Source organism: Corallococcus sp. AB049A, assembly GCF_003668885.1.
Classification (GTDB): domain Bacteria; phylum Myxococcota; class Myxococcia; order Myxococcales; family Myxococcaceae; genus Corallococcus; species Corallococcus interemptor.
In genome coordinates this window covers 1-17,169 of record NZ_RAWL01000171.1, presented here as the reverse complement: position 1 = coordinate 17,169, position 17,169 = coordinate 1, and the positions used below count along the sequence as shown (strand labels likewise).

The 17,169-nt window shown below is 71.6% G+C and carries 15 protein-coding genes and 1 pseudogene; 6 read left to right on the top strand and 10 right to left on the bottom strand.

Features of this window, described 5'->3' with window-relative positions:
• The 4 genes from D7X55_RS19445 to D7X55_RS19430 form a co-directional block, all read left to right on the top strand.
• Positions 1-1,334 (top strand): hypothetical protein (locus tag D7X55_RS19445; protein WP_233609938.1); only part of this gene is annotated, 1,334 nt, incomplete at its 5' end.
• The gene (locus tag D7X55_RS19440) at positions 1,324-1,983 is read left to right on the top strand and encodes a hypothetical protein (RefSeq protein WP_233609937.1); all 660 of its coding nucleotides are present in this window, start codon (positions 1,324-1,326) and stop codon (positions 1,981-1,983) included. The genes D7X55_RS19445 and D7X55_RS19440, both read left to right, overlap by 11 nt.
• Positions 1,984-1,995: 12 nt before the next feature.
• On the top strand, positions 1,996-3,534 hold the full coding sequence (locus D7X55_RS19435; protein WP_121723848.1) for a hypothetical protein: 1,539 nt from the start codon (positions 1,996-1,998) through the stop codon (positions 3,532-3,534).
• A gap of 709 nt (positions 3,535-4,243) precedes the next feature.
• On the top strand, positions 4,244-5,239 hold the full coding sequence (locus tag D7X55_RS19430; RefSeq protein ID WP_121723847.1) for a FadR/GntR family transcriptional regulator: 996 nt from the start codon (positions 4,244-4,246) through the stop codon (positions 5,237-5,239).
• Here the strand turns inward: D7X55_RS19430 and D7X55_RS19425 are convergent.
• Both D7X55_RS19425 and D7X55_RS19420 read right to left on the bottom strand, forming a co-directional pair.
• Positions 5,227-5,511, bottom strand: a complete 285-nt coding sequence (locus tag D7X55_RS19425) for a hypothetical protein (protein ID WP_120551782.1) — start codon at positions 5,509-5,511, stop codon at positions 5,227-5,229. The two genes, D7X55_RS19430 and D7X55_RS19425, sit on opposite strands and share 13 nt — an antisense overlap.
• A gap of 40 nt (positions 5,512-5,551) precedes the next feature.
• The gene (locus D7X55_RS19420; RefSeq protein ID WP_121723846.1) at positions 5,552-6,394 is read right to left on the bottom strand and encodes a class I SAM-dependent methyltransferase; all 843 of its coding nucleotides are present in this window, start codon (positions 6,392-6,394) and stop codon (positions 5,552-5,554) included.
• A gap of 201 nt (positions 6,395-6,595) precedes the next feature.
• On the opposite strand from D7X55_RS19420, the gene D7X55_RS19415 reads away from it, so the two are divergent.
• On the top strand, positions 6,596-8,101 hold the full coding sequence (locus D7X55_RS19415) for an FG-GAP-like repeat-containing protein (protein WP_158626396.1): 1,506 nt from the start codon (positions 6,596-6,598) through the stop codon (positions 8,099-8,101).
• 6 nt (positions 8,102-8,107) lie between these two features.
• Here the strand turns inward: D7X55_RS19415 and D7X55_RS19410 are convergent, their stop codons facing one another.
• On the bottom strand, positions 8,108-8,404 hold the full coding sequence (locus D7X55_RS19410; RefSeq protein ID WP_120551785.1) for a hypothetical protein: 297 nt from the start codon (positions 8,402-8,404) through the stop codon (positions 8,108-8,110).
• A gap of 225 nt (positions 8,405-8,629) precedes the next feature.
• Between D7X55_RS19410 and D7X55_RS19405 the strand changes: the two genes are divergently transcribed.
• A complete protein-coding gene (locus D7X55_RS19405; RefSeq protein ID WP_121723844.1) occupies positions 8,630-9,811 on the top strand; it encodes a bifunctional methionine sulfoxide reductase B/A protein in 1,182 nt (393 codons plus the stop codon).
• Between the two features lie 7 nt (positions 9,812-9,818).
• On the opposite strand, the gene D7X55_RS19400 is transcribed toward D7X55_RS19405, so the two are convergent.
• The 7 genes and pseudogenes from D7X55_RS19400 to D7X55_RS19370 all read right to left on the bottom strand — a co-directional run bounded on the left by D7X55_RS19400 (position 9,819) and on the right by D7X55_RS19370 (position 17,080).
• Positions 9,819-11,078 (bottom strand): trans-acting enoyl reductase family protein, encoded by a 1,260-nt coding sequence (locus D7X55_RS19400; protein WP_121723843.1) that lies wholly within the window; start codon positions 11,076-11,078, stop codon positions 9,819-9,821.
• Between the two features lie 81 nt (positions 11,079-11,159).
• Positions 11,160-11,291, bottom strand: a pseudogene (locus D7X55_RS19395) (DUF3253 domain-containing protein); the annotation flags it as partial.
• A gap of 43 nt (positions 11,292-11,334) precedes the next feature.
• Entirely contained in the window at positions 11,335-12,633 is a 1,299-nt protein-coding gene (locus D7X55_RS19390) for a UDP-glucose/GDP-mannose dehydrogenase family protein (RefSeq protein ID WP_121723842.1), read from the bottom strand.
• A 25-nt stretch (positions 12,634-12,658) separates the two neighbouring features.
• Positions 12,659-13,732, bottom strand: a complete 1,074-nt coding sequence (locus D7X55_RS19385; protein WP_121723849.1) for a glycosyltransferase — start codon at positions 13,730-13,732, stop codon at positions 12,659-12,661.
• A 14-nt stretch (positions 13,733-13,746) separates the two neighbouring features.
• Positions 13,747-14,847, bottom strand: coding sequence for a glycosyltransferase (locus D7X55_RS19380; protein WP_121723841.1), 1,101 nt, complete (start codon positions 14,845-14,847; stop codon positions 13,747-13,749).
• Positions 14,844-15,983 (bottom strand): glycosyltransferase, encoded by a 1,140-nt coding sequence (locus D7X55_RS19375; RefSeq protein WP_120551790.1) that lies wholly within the window; start codon positions 15,981-15,983, stop codon positions 14,844-14,846. Before D7X55_RS19375 ends, D7X55_RS19380 begins: the two co-directional genes overlap by 4 nt.
• A gap of 23 nt (positions 15,984-16,006) precedes the next feature.
• Positions 16,007-17,080 carry a glycosyltransferase family 4 protein gene (locus tag D7X55_RS19370; protein ID WP_121723840.1) on the bottom strand — a complete coding sequence of 358 codons (1,074 nt, stop codon included), beginning with the start codon at positions 17,078-17,080 and terminating at the stop codon, positions 16,007-16,009.
• Positions 17,081-17,169 lie beyond the last annotated feature (89 nt).

Below are 17,169 nucleotides of genomic sequence, written 5' to 3'. Positions count from 1 at the left end.
CCACTGGCCCTGGCGCCTTCTGCGCTGAAAATCCCACCGCGCCCGCGTGCCAGGGCACCCAGCCCGCCTGCACCTACTGTCACGTGGCCCCGCCCCAGCGGAACGGCTACGGCGCCGCGCTGGAGCCGCACCTCGCCCCCGGCAAGCCGCGCCCCCTCTCCGACGCGGACTTCGCCGCCGCCCTCCCCGCCGCGCTGCGCGCCGTCGCCACCCAGGACACCGACGGCGACGGCGCCCCCAACCAGTTCGAGGTCGAGCAGGGCTCGCTCCCTGGCGACGCCTCCAGCGTCCCGCCCAGCGGCGTGTGCGGCGGCGGGGAGAACCCCCAGTTCAAGGTCTGCCAGTACGACACCCGGTTCGCGTACCGCCGCATGCTCAGCGACTTCTGCGGCACGTCCCCCACCTACGCCCAGGTGGCCACGTTCCGGGAGCTGGGCAGCGAGGAGAAGCAGCGCGCCTTCATCGACCAGGAGCTGGACCGCTGCCTCCAGTCCGACTTCTGGCGCGGCAAGCACGGGCAGCTCTGGAAGGTGGCCCACCCCAAAATCCGCCCCGTCGGCTCCATCAAGTCCGGCGAGGACGCAGGCATCATCCCCCTGGCGGACTACTACGACGACTACGCCCTCTTCGCCTGGTCCCAGACGGACGACCACGACGCTCGCGACGTCCTCACCGCCAACTTCTACGTGAAGCGCTCAGGCAGCACGTACAGCGCCGCCAACAGCCTGTCGTCCCAGTTCGTGGAGGCCTCGCGCCGCGCCGGCAACATGACGACCGCGTGGACGCTCACCTCGTTCGTGATGTTCACCGCGCTGCCGCGCAACGCCGCGTCGCAGATGTACCGCGCGTACCTGGGCCTGGACATCGCGAAGCAGGAGGGCCTGCACAGCGTCCCCAACGAGCCGCGCGACTACGACGCCAAGGGCGTCCAGGCGCCCCAGTGCGCCGCGTGCCACGCGACGTTGGATCCGCTGTCGTATCCGTACCGCAACTACAACGGCCTGGGCGGGCTGCCCAACCGCTACATCCCCAACCGGCTGGAGCTGCTGTTCCCCAACGAAGTGGCCACGCTCAAGAACACGCCGGAACAGGGCGTCATCCTGGGCCAGCCGGTGAACACCCTCATGGACTGGGCCCGGGTCGCCGCCAACAGCGACGCCTTCGCCATCTCCACCGTCACGGACTACTGGAAGCTGCTCGTCGGCCACGCGCCATTGCCTGAAGAGAACGAGGAGTTCGTCCGCACCTGGCAGGCCTTCCGCACCACGCACGCCTACCGCGTGCAGAAGATGCTTCACGACCTCATCCGCACGGAGGCCTACGGTGCGCCCTGAACGCCTGCTGTTGACCTGTCTGCTCCTCACGGGCTGCTCCGATAAAATCCCGCCCGCAGTCGACCTGGGCCCGGACGCGAACCCCGGCGTCACGCCCGTGTGGGACGGCGGCGTCGCGAAGTCCCAGAAGGGGAACCTGCGCTTCAAGGGCCCCGAGCGCCTGTCGCTCGACCTGGCCCAGGCGCTGGAGCTACCCGCGGCGTCCGTGTGCAACGAACTGGGCCAGTACCCCTGCCAGAACGTGCACGGCGTGGCGCTGGGCGGCGTGGACCCCTACGAGCACAGCGTCTACGAGACCGCCTCCGTCACGGGCGCCACCACGCCCATCGCCGTGGAGCGCACCGTGCTCTCCGCGTGCAACGCGCGCATCGCGCTGGACGTGAAGACGCCTGCCTCCGCGGTGGTGTTCAAGGGCGTGGTGCTCACCGCGGACGGCAAGCTGGCGGATGCCGCGAGCCCCGCCGTGGCCACGGCGGTGACGTCCCTGGTGCGCCGCGCGTGGCTGCGAGACCCGACGCAGGACGAGCGGGACACGCTGGTCCGGCTGTCCGCCGACGTGCAGGCCACTGGCGTGGCCACTCCGGGCGTCGCCTGGATGCAGGCCGCGTGTCTCGCCGTCTTCTCTTCCGCCGAAGCCGTCTTCTACTGAGGAACCCACGCCATGACGCTCAAGACCACGGGCCGGCTGTCGCGCCGCGAGATGCTGCGAGCCCTGTCGCTCTGCGCCGCGGGCACCACGCTTGCGCCCTTCCTCTCCGGCTGCCGGGACTCGCTCCAGACGCCTGAGTCCCTGGAGAAGCTGGGCCAGCAACGCGACAGGCTCGACGGCAAGCCGAAGTTCCTCATCGTCATCGGGGCGGCGGGGGGCGCGTCCATCGTGGACAGCTTCCTCGCGGTGCGCCAGTCCGAGTCCGCCAACGCCGCGGGGCTCAACACCTTCCCGGACGCGCAGGTGCAGGGCGTGGCGGACAGCCCGTTCCGCGCGGTGAAGTACAGCAACTCGCGGCTGGGGAGCATCAACATCCCGGTCAACACCGACCAGCTGGCGTTCGTGAAGAAGCACGCGCACGAGATGCTGGTGGCCACCTCCGTGGGCACGTCCGTGAACCACGGCATCGCGCAGAAGCGCTCGCTCACCGGCAACGGCGCCTGGCGGGGCCGCACGCTCCAGGAGGCCGTCGCGCTCCAGTGGGGAGGCGGCGTGCCGCTGCCCAACGTCAACATGGGCACCGGCGGCTACGCCGAGCGCGGCACCGATGACAGCCTGCCCCTGTCCTGCTTCGGCGAGCCCGTGGTCAACCCGTCCCTGTGGCCCCTGGGCCTGGACGGCTCGCGAGGCATCGCGGGAGCGCCGTCGAAAGACGTCATCGCGCTGGCGCGGAGCACGCGGGACGCGCTGGATTCGAAGTCCATCTTCGGCCGCACGTTCCAGGACAGCGCCGCGCTGAAGCGCTGGAGCGAGCAGCGTGGCGTGCAGCAGCCGAAGCTGGAGGCGCTGGACCTCATCACGAAGCTCAACGTCCTGCCGGACCTGCCGGCCATCCCGCTGTCGAAGTACGGACTTGCGAGCTCACCGGACGGGGCGCGGCTGCGCGAGGTGTTCCCCGGCTTCTTTACCGACCCGGTGCAGGGTCAGGCGGCGCTCGCGTTCCTGCTCCTCAAGTACCGCGTGTCCGTGTCGGTGACGCTGGGGCCGGACTTCAACGTCGCGGTGGGCGGGCCCAACGGCATCGCCAATCCGCCGCTCGCGTTCGACATCAGCCACAACGACCACCGGGGCGGCCAGGCCTTCATGTGGGCGCGCATCCTGTCCACGGTGGATTCGCTCATCACGCTGCTGAAGGCGGAGCCCTTCGACGCGCAGACGGGCGAGTCCATGTGGGACCGCACGCTCATCTACGTGGCCACGGAGTTCGGCCGCACGCGCCCACGGCCCTCCGGCGCCACGGAGTTCGGTTCAGGCCACGACCTCAACAACGGCTTCCTCCTGCTGTCGCCCATGGTGAAGGGCAACACCGTGCTGGGGGGCGTGGATCCGAACACCACGCTCACCTACGGCTTCGACGCGCGCACTGGAGCGCCGCAGCCGGGAAAGCTCACGTCCAACGAGCCGGACATCTTCTCCGGAGTCCTCACCGCCATGGGCGCGGACCTGAGCGGCAGCGGTCTGCCGGACGCCAGCGCCTTCAAGCGGGCCTGAGGCGTTCCCGCCCGCCAGAAGCGCTGGCCAATCAGGTCGCCAGCAAGCCTGCGATCCGAATCTCTCCGTGAAGACAGACACATCGCAGAGCGCGGCAATAAGCCGCGACGTCGTGCATGGACGGGCGTCAAACCGGTCCACGGATGAAGCTGCCCGCCCGGGCCCGGTTCCATCAAAACCTGTCCGACAGTCGGACAGGTTCGCGCCGTATGAAGCCAAGGACACGTGCATCACGGAGTGCAGCGGTGGCCCGCGACCGATGCGCCGGCAGGGACGTCAGGACAGAGCCACGCGAAGAGGCGCTTGGCCAGACCCGGGCGCCGCCAGATCGGTCCAGCAGTCAGACAGGTTTCCGCCAAATGAAGTCCCAGGCCACACCCACCCGGCAGCGTGCAACGACGTACTCGCGGGCACCAAGAAGGGATGCGGCCGGACGCCCCTACCTGAACCGGGTTCCCTCAAAACCAGTCCGACTGTCGGACTGGCTTCCGGCGCATGAGGCCCGTGACAGCGATTGCCGCCAGGGGCACGCTGCCATTCGTGGGCAGATGCCACGGTGAGTCACGGGCAGAGACGCCCGCCCGGGGGCGGTTGCCGAAAAACCTGTCCGACAGTCGGACAGGTTTTTTTCGTCCGGCTCCGGAGGGGGCCTCACGCGTCCATGTCAGACCCCTGTGGTTGGATGGCCATGCTGTGACGAGGAGGGGGAATGGGGATGGGACACGGCGGGCTCGTGGCGTACGTGGAAGCGCAGATTGAGCGCGACATCGCGCTGGGACGGATTCACCCGAGCGGGCAGTTCGGCTCGGAAGCGAAGCTGGCGCGGCACTATGACGTCTGCCGGGGCACCACGCGTGAAGCGCTGCGGCGGCTGGCGGCGCGGGGCGTGGTGGTGCAGCGGCCTGGACGCAAGACGCGCGCGGTGCCACTGGATGAGTCCCTGACGCTGGAGAACCTGGGCCTGGCGCTGCATGACACGCGCTCGCCGGATGCCCGGTGGCTCCTGGAGGGCTACTTCAGTCTCCGGCGGCAGGTGCTGGTGGAGCTGCTGTCCGACTGCTGCGCACGGGCCTCCAAGCGGGACCTGGACCAACTGGGGAGCATCTGCTTCGGACTTTGGGACGCGGCGCGCTGGGAGTCGGGGGCTTCCTGCGCCCAGGTGGAATTCGAGTTGCTGCGGCTGGCGGCCCGGGTAGCGGACCGGCCCGGGCACGTGCTCCTCGTGCAGTCCCTGCAGCGGGCCTTCATGGTCGGCGCGGCCCAGTTGCTGCCCCTTCTGGGAGGTGAGCCGCTGCGCCAGTGGGCCAACTGCGCGAAGGATGCCCTGCATGATCGCGATACGCGGGCCATCCAGCACGACCTGCCGGCGCTGATGAAGGCACACGATGACCTTGTACTGGATGCATTCGCACCTGCGCCTCGGATACCCGCGGCCCCCGAGCCCCACCCCATCAAAGAGGGCAGCCTCGGTGCGCCCGTGGCAGCCGTCGAGCCGGAGGATGATGCGCCTGAGGCATGCCCTTGCGTCGAGGGGCGGAGCCTCGGTCCCGTTGCGCCGGAGCTTACGACCCGAGAGAGAGGGGATGGGCTCGGCCTCCTTCACGCCGACGATCCACCCACGAGGCCCTGTGGACCACCCTGCGCGAACGTTGCTTCCGCCCAGAAGGGGTCACCGCGCCTCGATCATCCTGCTCAGCCGCCGTAGCAGTTCAGGGTCGAGCCGCCGCAGTAGCTGGAGCCGGAGTTGCTCCAGGAGCCCGCGGAGTTGGTGCAGATCTGATTCTGCCGGCGCTCCAGCGTGGGCGTGCAGCAGCCCACCTTGATGGTGCGCGTCTGGCCGGGGATGCAGCCGGCCTGCGCGGACACCTCCTGCGCGTCCTCCTGCACCGGAGCGCCCTCCTCGGGGGCCTCCACGCCACAGCCCACGGTCCCCAGCAGACAGCCCATCAGCAACAGCCCGCGCTTCAGCGTCTTCATGTGTCGCTCCCGGTGTGAGTCACTGCCGTCCGGGACGCTATCAGGGACTTCCGGCCCCACCAGGATGTACTGGATTCCCCGAGCCGGGCAGTCGGGCCCACAACACCGTGGCGTTGGGCCTCGCGGGCTCCGGGGTGATGCCCAGCTTCTTGAAGTCCTTCGAGTAGCGCGAGCCCTTCAGCACCACCCACCGGCGTGCCACGCGCCGGGCCTCGTCCACCGTGTCGCGCGTCAGCGGCGAATAGTCCGCGTGGCGGCGCAGCGCTTCGAACGCGGAGGAGGACTTGCGCTCGCGCTCGAACATCGGATCGAAGAGCACCACGTCGAACGCACCGTCCGGCAGCGCGCGCAGATACGCCGCCGCGTCCGCGTGCACCACCTGCACCGGGCAGGAGGCCGGGTGGCGCTCCAGCCCCTCCAGTCCGTGACGCACCAGCAGGTAGAGCGCCGGGCTCTTCTCCAGCGCGGTGACGCTCCCGCCCGGCCCCACCAGCCTCGCCGCCACCTGCGCGTCCGCGCCCAGCCCCAGGGTGCAGTCCAGCACGCGCTCCCCTTCGCGCAGCCCCGCGACGCGCACCAACTGGTCCTCCATCACGCCCGCATCCAGCTGCTTCACCCGCAGGTGCGCCAGGCCCGGTGAGAAGCGCAGCGTGCCTTCCGCGTCCACCAGGGACACCGCCGTGGACTCGAAGACGACCAGCGCGTCCGCCGTGTCGGTGAGCAGCTTCTTCAGGGGCAGCTTGTGGTGACGCTCCACATACGGCACCCCCACCTCCTCCGCCGCGCTCCGCGCACGCTGTGCGAGCGGTGCGTCCACCCGGTCCGATGTGGTGACCACCAGCGGCTGGCGGGCGGAAGGCGGCGTTTCGGACGGACGGGACATGGACCGGTCCAGCCTACCCCGCGCGCAAGCCGTCCCTCCGGGAGCATTCCCCTGTCCACTCCCCGCCACCCGTCCGACACCCGCGACGCATGGCCCCACCCGGCGCCCCTTCTTACTTCTTTCCCATCACGCGGGGATGTCATGGAAACCGCGTTCATACGGCCTTGCCGGTTCAGGCCGTGGATGAAGAGGGGGAAGGACATGCGACACCCACGAATGGCTCATGCGGGCGTGCTGCTGTTCAGCGTCCTGGCGCTGATGGCCACGGCCCTGCCGCGCATGGTGGTCGGCTCGCCACAACCGCTGCTGGACGGGCCCCGGGCCTCACCCACGGGGCGGGGCCCGCGCGCCGTGGCCCTGGGCGACTTCGACGAGGACGGGCGTCAGGACGTCATCACCGCCAACCACACCGCGGGCACCGTGTCCGTGCTGCGCGGCCTGGGGGACGGGACGTTCGCTGCCGGCATGGAGCAGTCCACCGGCGCGCTGCCCGGCGCCGTCGCGGTGGGGGACCTCGACGGGGATGGCCACCTGGACGCGGTCACCAGCCACTACGGCGGCACCGTGTCCGTGCTCCTGGGGCGCGGCGACGGGACGTTCGGCGCGCGGACCGACCACTCCGTGGGCGCGGAGCCCTCGTCCGTGGACGTGGGCGACGTCGACGGTGACGGCCAGCTGGACGTGGTGACGGCCAACGCGCTGGACGACTCCGTGTCGGTGCTGCTCAACCGGGGCTCGGGCCAGTTCGTGCCCCAGAAGGACGTGGCCACCGGCACCAACCCGTTCGCGGTCGCGGTGGGTGACGTCAACCACGACGGGAAGGCGGACCTCGTCACCGCGAACTTCGTGGACACGGTGTCGGTGCTGCTCGGCAACGGGGACGGGACGTTCCAGCCTCGCCGCGACTACGCCACGGGCAACGCGCCCTACTCCATCGCGGTGGAGGACGTGGACCGCGACGGGAAGCTGGACCTGGTCACCGCGAACTTCCGGAGCCGGAGCGTGTCCGTGCTGCGCGGCAACGGCACCGGCGCGTTCCCCTCCCGTCAGGACTTCCCCGTGGAGGGCGGGCCGTACTTCGTCGCGGCCGGCGACTTCGACGGCGACGGGACGCTGGACCTCATCACCGCCAACTCCGCGGAGAACACCGTGTCCCTCCTGCCCGGCCTGGGCCGTGGCGCCTTCGGCGCGCCCACGCGCCTTCCCACCGGGGATGGGCCCTCGGCGGTGGCGGTGGGGCTCCTGGACGGCGACCTGAAGCCGGACGTCGTCACCGCGAATGCCCGGGGCCATGACGTGTCCGTGCTGAGGGCCGCCGCGTCCTCGGACGTGGGGGTGACGCTCACCGCCGTCCCCCGGAAGGGCGGGGCCACGCCGCGCCTGGACTACACGCTCACCGTCACGCAGCACGGGCCGGATCCGCTCACCCGCGCCGTCATCACCGTGGCCCTGCCGCCGGGCCTGCTGGCCTCCACCCGGGACTGCCTGATGACGGCCGGCGCGCTCCAGTGCGAGGTGGGGCCGCTCGCCGTGGGTGACTCCGCCGTCCTGCGGTTCTCCGCGCCGCTGCCGCGCTCCAGCCTGGGCCTGTCCTACCGCATCACCGCCACCCGGACGCTCAGCGTCCCGGCGGATCCTCACCCGGCCAACGACGTCGCCAGCCAGGACTACGTGTCCCTGGGTGGGCTCGCGGCGACGTGGTGGTAGGGGCTCTCAGCGCGAGCGCTTCAGCTTGGACCACATGAGCCCGACGAAGGTGTCGGGGGCGGGCTCCGCGGTCATCGCCTCTTCGTCCTCGTAGCCGCGCACGGGCGGCGGCAGGGGCTTGGGCGCCACGGGGAACGGCAGGGGCTCCGCGGAGTTCAGCCCCTGCGCGTGGCGCTCCATCACCTCCGCGAAGGAGCGCCGGGGCGCGTTGCGCTCCGCCACCGGCGCCGCGGCCTCCACGCCCTGGAGGGCCCGGATGCGAAGGATGACGTTGGCGCCTTCCGCGCGCGAGATGCCCGTCACCCGCCCGATTGGACCTCGCGGTCCGCGTGCCCGGCTCATCGGCTGCCTCCCCGGTGGTGGGGAAACGTAACGCCTCCAGTTCCGGGCGGCCACTGCCCGGCCCTCCGGGAGTCCACGGGACGGCCCGCCCGGCTGGCCGGTGCTCGCGGTAACCGTCCCCGGGGGTCCCGCGTACTCAGGGAAGAGCGCCCTGTTTCATGACGGCGCCCGGAGGCTTCGCGACCCATGTCTTCCGTCCGTGCAGTGTCCCCTTCCACCCGGCTGCCCTGGGCCCGCCGGCTGTGGCCCGCCGCGCTGGTGCTGGCCGCCGTGCTCAGCGCCTGCACCGAGGCGCGCGGCGCTCCGCCCGGCTCGAAGCCCCAGGCCACCGCGTCCGCCCCGGTGCAGGACGGCCGCAAGTACGCGAAGCCGTCCGACGCGGAGCTGAAGCGCACCCTGTCTCCCCTGGCCTACCAGGTGACGCAGCACGAGGCCACCGAGCCTCCCTTCCGCAACGCCTTCTGGAACAACCACGAGGAGGGGCTCTACGTCGACGTGGTGAGCGGCGAGCCGCTGTTCTCCTCGCGCGACAAGTTCGAGTCCGGCACCGGCTGGCCCAGCTTCACCCGCCCGCTGGACAAGGCCCACGTGGTGGAGAAGCGAGACAGCACGCTGGGCATGGAGCGCGTGGAGGTGCGCTCGAAGGACGGCGACTCGCACCTGGGCCACGTCTTCGAGGACGGGCCGGAGCCCACGGGCCTGCGCTACTGCATCAACTCCGCGTCGCTGCGCTTCATCCCCGTCAACGAGCTGGCCGCGAAGGGCTATGGCTCGTGGCTGCCGGCGTTCGGCCGCGCGGCCCCGGGTGAGCCCCAGGGCGCGCTCGCCCCCGCCGCGGGCGCCGTCGTGCTGGCGAAGGCCACGGCCCCCACGGAGGCCACGCGCGAGACGGCGTACCTGGCCGGTGGCTGCTTCTGGGGCATGGAGGACATCCTGCGGAAGATCCCGGGCGTCATCGACACGGAGGTTGGCTACACGGGCGGCGCGTTGAGGGGCGCCACCTACGAGGACGTGCACACCGGGGAGACGGGGCACGCGGAGGCCGTGCGCGTCGTCTTCAACCCGAAGCTGCTGACGTACGAGGCGCTGCTGGAGAAGTGGTTCTTCCGCATGCACGACCCGACGACGCTCAACCGCCAGGGCAACGACGTGGGCACGCAGTACCGCTCCGCCATCTTCTACCTGTCGGACGCGCAGCGGCAGACGGCGGAGGCGGTGAAGGCCCGCGTGAACAAGTCCGGCAAGTGGTCCCGGCCCGTCGTCACGCAGATTGCCGCCGCCGGGGAGTGGGTGCCCGCCGAGGGCTACCACCAGGACTACCTGGTGAAGAACCCCGGCGGCTACACCTGCCACTACCTGCGCGACTGAGGCCCGCTCAAGCGCGGTCGTGCACTTCGAACGTCATGCCCGCCTTGCGCAGGCGCTCCACCAGCACCATGCCCATGGCGGACGCGGGGGTGAGGACACCGCCCCGCTTGGGCGTGTTGTCGAAGGCGAGGCACAGCGCGGACTCCGCCAGCATGCGCGCCGTGGCCTGGTAGCCCGGGTCTCCGGCTGAAGCGACCTTGCCCTCCACCTTCACGCGCTGGCCGCTCTTGGGTGACTGGCCTTCACCCAAAAGCCGCACCTCGAAGAGGCCGCGCTCGCGCGCGGTGGCGGACGGGCCCTGGCCCGGCGCGGGCAGCACGTGCTTCTCCAGCAGCTCCCGCACGGGGTCCACGTTGGACAGGACCATGAAGCCGCCCAGCCCCGCGGTGGTCGCGGCGGCCAGCGCCATGCCCTTGGGCCCGGGCCCGAAGTCGGAGACCTCCGAGTAGAAGAAGTCGCGTCCCCACGGGTAGCCCAACAGCGCGTTGGAGCGGCGCACGACGCGCGTGTTGACGGAGGCCATCACGAAGGGCGCGGTCCACGTGCCCGTGTCCGGGCTCTTCTTCACCGTGGCCAGGTCGCGCTCCTCCTTGGTGCCACGGGAGGGCTCGGGGTCCAGGGCGTGGGCGCTGGTGAGCACCTTCTTGAGGGACGGGTCGGCCTTCACCGCCGCCAGGGTGTCCATCATGCTGGCGATGGTGCCGCCGCTGAAGCCGCCGCGCATGCGCGTCAGGTGGAAGCGCACCTGGTCGCAGTGGCCGCCGTGCTTCTCGCGCATGTAGTCCTGGACCATCAGCGTGCCCAGGTCGGAGGGGATGGAGTCGAAGCCGCAGGTGTGCACGATGCGCGCGCCCGTCTGCCGCGCCTGGGCCTCGTGCGTGTCGATGGTCTTGCGCATCCACTGCACCTCGCCCGTCAGGTCGCAGTAGTCCGTGCCGGCGCGGACGCACGCGGCCACCAGCTCGTTGCCGTAGCGCGCGTAGGGGCCCACGGTGGAGATGATGACGCGCGCTCTCGCCACCATCGCGTCCAGCGAGGCCGCGTCCTTCGCGTCCGCCAGCACCACCGGCAGGTCCGCGAACTCCGGCCGCACCTTCGCCAGCTCCGAGCGGACCTGGTCCAGCTTCGCCTCGTCACGGCCGGCGATGGCCCACTTCGCCTGGTGGGTGTCCTGCGTGCGCGCCAGGTACTCCGCCACCAGGCGGCCGGTGAATCCCGTGGCACCCCACAGGATGATGTCGAACGCGGGCTTCTTGTCGTGGGCCATGGGGCGGCGCGTAGCCGGACCCTCCATGTGCGCGCAAGCGCGATTGCACCGCGCGTGAACGACCTGTCCGGTGGCCGGGCCTCAGGGGCGCAGCCGCAGCCGGATGGGGCCGCGCGCGGTGGATGGGTCCACCACCCTGCCCCCCTGCACGATGTCCAGCACGCCGCGAGCGACGAGCCTGCGTGCCGCCTCGCGCACGGGCTCCATGGACGCGCGCCCACTTGCGGCGCCAGGTGATGTCCCGCCGCGCCGGTTTTCAACCCCGGCCGACGCCGAAGTAGGTGAAGCCCTCGCCGCGCGCCTGCTCCGGGTCGAAGACGTTGCGGCCGTCGAAGATGACCGGGCGGCGCATCAGCGACTTCAGGCGGCGCAGGTCCGGGTGGCGGAACTCGCTCCACTCGGTGACGAGGAAGAGGCCGTCGGCGCCCTCCGCCGCGTCGTAGCAGGTGGAGGCGTAGGACACGCGGTCCGCGAAGCAGCGCCGCGCGGCCTCGCCCGCCACCGGGTCGTGGCACTGCACGCGCGCGCCCGCGTCCAGCAGCCCTTCGATGAGGTCCACGGACGGCGCCTCGCGCATGTCGTCCGTCCTGGGTTTGAAGGCCAGGCCCCACACCGCGAAGGTGTGACGGGACACGTCTCCGTAGTGGCGGAGCGCCTTCGCGAGCAGGCTCTTCTTCTGCCGGGCGTTGGTGGCCTCCACCGCGCGCAGGAGGTCCAGCTCCAGCCCCACGTCCCGCGCGGTGGCCATCAGCGCGCGCACGTCCTTGGGGAAGCAGCTGCCCCCGTAGCCGATGCCCGGGTGCAGGAACGCATAGCCGATGCGCTTGTCCGCGCCCACGCCCCGGCGCACCTGGTCCGCGTCCGCGCCCACGCGCTCACAGAGCGCGGCCACGTCGTTCATGAAGGAGATGCGCGTGGCGAGCATCGCGTTGGCCGCGTACTTCGTCAGCTCCGCGGAGCGCGGGTCCATGAACAGGATGGGGCTCTCCGTGCGGACGAAGGGCGCGTACAGCTCGCCCATGATGCGGCGGGCCTGCTCGGAGTCCGCGCCGATGACGACCCGGTCCGGCTTGAGGAAGTCCTCCAGCGCGGCGCCCTCCTTCAGGAACTCCGGGTTGGAGACGACGTCGAAGTCATGCCCGGTGTTGCGCGCGATGACCTCCCGCACCCGGTCCGCGGTGCCCACCGGCACGGTGCTCTTGTCCACCACCACCGTGTAGTGCCTGAGCGCCCGGCCCACGGCCTCCGCCGCGGCCAGCACGTATTGAAGGTCCGCGCCGCCGGACTCGCCCATGGGCGTGCCCACCGCGATGAACACCACCGTCGCGCCTCCCACCGCTTCGGGCAGGTCGGTGGTGAAGTGCAGCCGCCCGGCGTCGCGGTTGCGGCGCACCAGCTCCTCCAGGCCCGGCTCATAGATGGGCAGCTCGCCCCGGTTGAGCGCCGCCACCTTCGCCTTCTCCACGTCCACGCACGTGACGTCGTGGCCGGACTCGGAGAAGCACGTGCCCGCGACCAGCCCCACATAGCCCGTCCCGATGACGGCGATCCGCATACGGCTCCCCCTTCACGCCGCTCTCTCAGGCCACCCGGCCGGAAGCGGCCTCCCGTGCATACCGCTCCAGCGTCCGCGCGCGGTGCGCCGCCGTGTGCTCGGCGAGCACCCGCGCCCGGGCCCGCTGGCCCACCGCCTGGCGCTCTGATTCCGGCAGCTCACGCAGGTAGAGCAGCGTCTCCCGCGCGTCGTGCGACACCAGGATTTCGAGCCCCGGTGTGAAGAACGTGTCCAGCCCCTCCCACGCGTCGCTGATGATGGGCACGCCGCACGCGGCCGCCTCGAACAGCCGCACGCTCGGCGAGTGCCCCGCGCGCACCATGTCCGCGCGGGTGACGTTCAGGGTGAAACGCTGGGCGGTGTAGAAGGCCGCGTGCTCCGGCGGCGGCAGGTGCTGCACGCGCTCCACGTTGGACGGCCACGCCAGGCCTTCCGGGTACTGGGGCCCGGCCACGACGAAGCGCCCTTCGGGCCAGCCGCGCGCGGCGTCCAGCATCAACCGCTCCAGCACCGGCTGCCGGTCGTCGCTGTACGTGCCCAGGTAGCCCAGGTCCCAGCGCGGCCTTCCCTCGCACGGGCCATACAGCTCCGGATCGCAGGAGCAGTAGAGCGGCCGCGCCGCGGGCGAGCCCAGCTCCCGTTCAATCCGCTGGAGCGTGGGCCCGCCGGTGAAGGACAGATAGAGCTGGTAGCCGGGCACCTGGTGGGGCGCGAGGTATTCGAAGTCCCCGCGCTCGAGCTTCGCCAGCGTGACGGGCGTGTCGATGTCGTAGAAGGCCGTGACGCCCTTCGCGGTGCCCTGCACCCACGCGCCCACGTCCACGCCCTGCGGCACGTAGGAGCCCACCACCACGAGGTCGGCCTTGCGGACCTCGGAGGTGAAGCGCTCGCGCAGGTCGTCCAGGCTGGCGTACAGCTCCGTGCGCCCGGGCCAGGTGCCGCCCGGGTCGCGGTGCGCGGCGTACCAGGGCACGTCCCGCTCCAGGAAGAGCACGTCGTGCCCGCGCCGCGCCAGCTCCCGCACCAGCGCCCGGTACGTGGTGGCGTGGCCGTTGCCCCAGCTGGAGGTGATGGACAGCCCCAGGATGACGATGTGCATGCGCGCGGGCTCCATCACACCGGTCCTCCCCAGGCCGGGGCGCGGTAGCCCAGCGCCGCCTCCACCTCCAGCGCGCGGTGCGCGTACGTGTGCCCGGCCAGCACGCGCCGCAGCGCCGCCTGCCCCATGCGCCGGGCGTCCTCCGGGGTGAGGCGCTTCACGTGCTCGGCGACCTCTTCTCCGGAGTGGGCCACCAGGACCTCGCGGCCGGGCTCCAGGAACTGCTCCACGCCCTCGAAGGCGTCGGTGATGAGGCAGGCGCCCGCGCCCGCGGCCTCGAAGACGCGCGTGGCCGGTGAGAAGCCGAAGCGGGCCATGCTGTCGCGGTGGATGTTGAGCACCGCGCGCGCCGAGCAGTTCAGCGCGTTGTGGTCCTGCGTGTAGACGTGGCCCAGGCGCACGACGTTGGCGGGCACGACGCGGTCCTCCCAGCCGCTGCCGCCCAGGAGCAGGCGGGACTGGGGCAGCGCCTCCGCGGCCTTGAGGAAGAAGGCGTCTACGCGCGCCTCGCGGTCCGGCAGCCGGTTGCCCAGGAAGGCCAGGTCGCCGGCGAAGCGCGGTTCGGGCGGCACGGGGTGGTGCGTGTCCGGATCCAGCGCGTTGTAGATGGGCACGCACTGCTTCGCGCCCAGCTCGCGGTACGCGTTCACCACCGGCGCGCCGCCGCCGTACGTGAGGATGTGGTCGTAGCGCGGGATGAGCGGGCGGAAGAGGTCCTTCGCGTCCTTCGCCACGCGCTCCAGCGTGGCGGGCGCGTCCACGTCCCAGAACACCACCTGCGTGCCGGAGCGGCGCAGCTCCAGCACCTGCGCCTCCAGGTACGCGTCGAAGGTGCCCACGCCGCTGGCCTTCACCACCACGTCCACGCCGAAGGCGTCGTCCAGGCACTCGTCCACGGAGCCCCGGTCGTTGGAATAGACGACGACGCGGGCCCAGTCCGGGTCCTGCAGGTCGCGGTGCTGCTGCCGGCCGTAGGCGTCCGGTTCATAGAAGGTGACGTGGTGTCCGCGCGCGTGCAGGGCGCGGATGAGGCCCCGGTAGTAGGTGGCCGCGCCGTTCCAGTAGGCGGACACCAGGCTCGAACCAAAGAAGGCGATGCGCAGGCCGTGGCTCATGCGGGGACCCTTTCGGAGGACAGCGGATGGAGCACGTCGGAGGACATGCCCAGGGACTGGCAGATGCCCAGCAGGGCCTCCACGCGGTGCGCGCAGGTGTGGCGCGACAGGACCGTGCGCAGGCCGGCCTCCGCGAAGGCGTGCCGCATCTCCCGGTCCGCGATGAGCGCGGCCAGGTGGCGCCGCATCTCCGCTCCGTCTCGGGCGACGAGGTAGTCCCGGCCCGCGGTGAACAGTCCCTCCGAGTCCTCCCAGGGGGCGGACACCAGCGGGATGCCGCACGCCAGCGCCTCGAAGGGGCGGATGGTGGGGATGCCGGGCAGCCGCGTGGCGTAGGGACGCCGGGGGATGTGCACGGTGACGCGCGCCTGGGAGAAGGCCAGCGGCACGCGGTGGTTGGGCAACCAGCCGGCGTACTCGATGCCCGCGTCGAAGAGGGCTCGCAGGGCGGGGGCGGGATAGCGCACGCCGTGCACCCGCGCCGTCAGGTCCAGCGTGCGCACCGGCTCCAGCAGGAACTCCTCCAGCTCCTTCGTGCGCTCGTCGTCGCCCCAGTTGCCGACCCAGACCAGGTCCCGGACCTCGCGGTTGCGCGGGTGCGGGTGGAACACGCGCACGTCGGCGGCCTCGTGCCAGGTCCACGCGTGCTGCGTCCAGCCCTTCTCCAGGTAGAGGTCCCGGAGCACGTCTCCGAAGGCGAGCACGCCGTCGTACTGGGACAGGTCGTAGCCGGCCATTCCTTCGGGCGTCGTGACGCCCCGGTGGTGGGTGTCATGGAAGAGGAGCCGGAAGCGGCCGCCGTCGCGGCGGTGCTCCCCGATGCGGCGCACCAGGTCCGGCGGGGTCCACTCATGCACCAGCACCAGGTCCGCGCCGTCGAGCACGGCCTCCAGGTCCAGCGCGTTGGGGACGTAGCGCTCCGGGCGCACGTGCGGGTAGTGGACGCGGACCTCGTTGAGGGCGGCCAGGCCGAGGGGCTCCTCCAGGAGGTTCTGGAAGCTCCACGCGTCCGCGGGTTCGAGCACGCGCACGGAGTGGCCTCGCGAGGACAGCTCTGACACCACGCCGCGCAGGAAGTGGGCGTTGCCGTGGTTCCAGTCGGACAGCAGGGAGTGGCAGAAGAGGATGACACGCATGGGTGGTGGGACTCCTCGGTTCGTCAGGACACTCGGCGTTCGGGCCGGAGCAGGCCCGCGTAGAGTTGGAGGTACGCCTCCACCATCCGCTCGGAGGTGAAGGTGAGCGCGCGCTGGCGGCCCCGCGCCGCCAGGGATTCACGCTCGGCGGGGTGGCTCATGAGGAAGCGCAGGGTCCGTGCCAGGGCCCGGGGGTCGTCCGGCGGCACGAAGCGCGCGGCGTCTCCCCACACCTCGCGCAGGCTGGGGATGTCACCCAGCACCAGCGCGCACCCGGCGAGCGCGGCCTCCAGCGCGGACAGGCCAAAGGGTTCGTAGCGCGCGGGCAGCGCGTACACGGACGCGCGCGCCATCCACCGTGCGAGCACGGGAGGCGGAAGGTGGCCCAGGGGCCGGGTGCTCCGCGTCGTCGCGACCGCGCCGTTGCCTGGCGGGGTGGCGTCTCCCGCGACATGGATGGGGAACGGAAGCTCCTGTGCGGCGGCCTCCAGCGCGGTCAGGTTCTTCGCTTCGTCCCACAGCCGTCCCGCCGCGAGCACGAAGGGTTCCTTGGTGGCGGGCACGAAGTCCTCCGCGCGCCGAGCGTTGGGGATGATCCGCGCGTCGGGGAGCGCGCCGTAGTGCCGCCGGACGGCCTCCAGCATGGCCCGCGTGGGCGCCACCACGACGGAGGCCGCGTGGAGCCCCTTCGCCACCTCCGCGCGGTAGCGCTCGTAACGCTCTGGCGCGGGCTCGCGCTTCACCGCCTCCCACCAGGAGAGGACGCACGAGTGCGCCACCACCAGCACCGGTGCACGAACTGGCAGCGCGCCATGGCAGTAGCCGTTGAGGTGCACCACGTCCGGCGACAGCCGGGCCTCCAGCTCCAGCAGCCACTCACCGGCGGCGCGCACGTCGTCCCAGGGCGCGTCCATCCACTCCAGCCGCCAGGTGCTCTCGTGCACCGTGAGCCCGGGCAACGCTCGGGCCTCCTGCCACTGACTGGAGGACAGCGGCGCGCCCATCGTGGCCAGCTCCACGCGCACGCCCCGGGCACAGAGCGCGCGGCACAGCTCCAGCGCGTAGGACCAGACGCCCCCCACCGTGTCGGCGGTCATCAACACCCGGCGCACGGGCGGCGGTGGCCGCGCGGCCTCAGGGGTGGACGTCGATGGCTTCAAGCGCTTCCCCCCGCCCCGTGCCCTGC

Coding starts and splice junctions, on each gene's coding strand:
- D7X55_RS19435 (WP_121723848.1), top strand. CDS start 1,996: ATGACGCTCAAGACCACGGGCCGGCTGTCGCGCCGCGAGATGCTGCGA.
- D7X55_RS19430 (WP_121723847.1), top strand. CDS start 4,244: ATGGGGATGGGACACGGCGGGCTCGTGGCGTACGTGGAAGCGCAGATT.
- D7X55_RS19425 (WP_120551782.1), bottom strand. CDS start 5,511: ATGAAGACGCTGAAGCGCGGGCTGTTGCTGATGGGCTGTCTGCTGGGG.
- D7X55_RS19420 (WP_121723846.1), bottom strand. CDS start 6,394: ATGTCCCGTCCGTCCGAAACGCCGCCTTCCGCCCGCCAGCCGCTGGTG.
- D7X55_RS19415 (WP_158626396.1), top strand. CDS start 6,596: ATGCGACACCCACGAATGGCTCATGCGGGCGTGCTGCTGTTCAGCGTC.
- D7X55_RS19405 (WP_121723844.1), top strand. CDS start 8,630: ATGTCTTCCGTCCGTGCAGTGTCCCCTTCCACCCGGCTGCCCTGGGCC.
- D7X55_RS19400 (WP_121723843.1), bottom strand. CDS start 11,078: ATGGCCCACGACAAGAAGCCCGCGTTCGACATCATCCTGTGGGGTGCC.
- D7X55_RS19390 (WP_121723842.1), bottom strand. CDS start 12,633: ATGCGGATCGCCGTCATCGGGACGGGCTATGTGGGGCTGGTCGCGGGC.
- D7X55_RS19385 (WP_121723849.1), bottom strand. CDS start 13,732: ATGCACATCGTCATCCTGGGGCTGTCCATCACCTCCAGCTGGGGCAAC.
- D7X55_RS19380 (WP_121723841.1), bottom strand. CDS start 14,847: ATGAGCCACGGCCTGCGCATCGCCTTCTTTGGTTCGAGCCTGGTGTCC.
- D7X55_RS19375 (WP_120551790.1), bottom strand. CDS start 15,983: ATGCGTGTCATCCTCTTCTGCCACTCCCTGCTGTCCGACTGGAACCAC.
- D7X55_RS19370 (WP_121723840.1), bottom strand. CDS start 17,080: ATGACCGCCGACACGGTGGGGGGCGTCTGGTCCTACGCGCTGGAGCTG.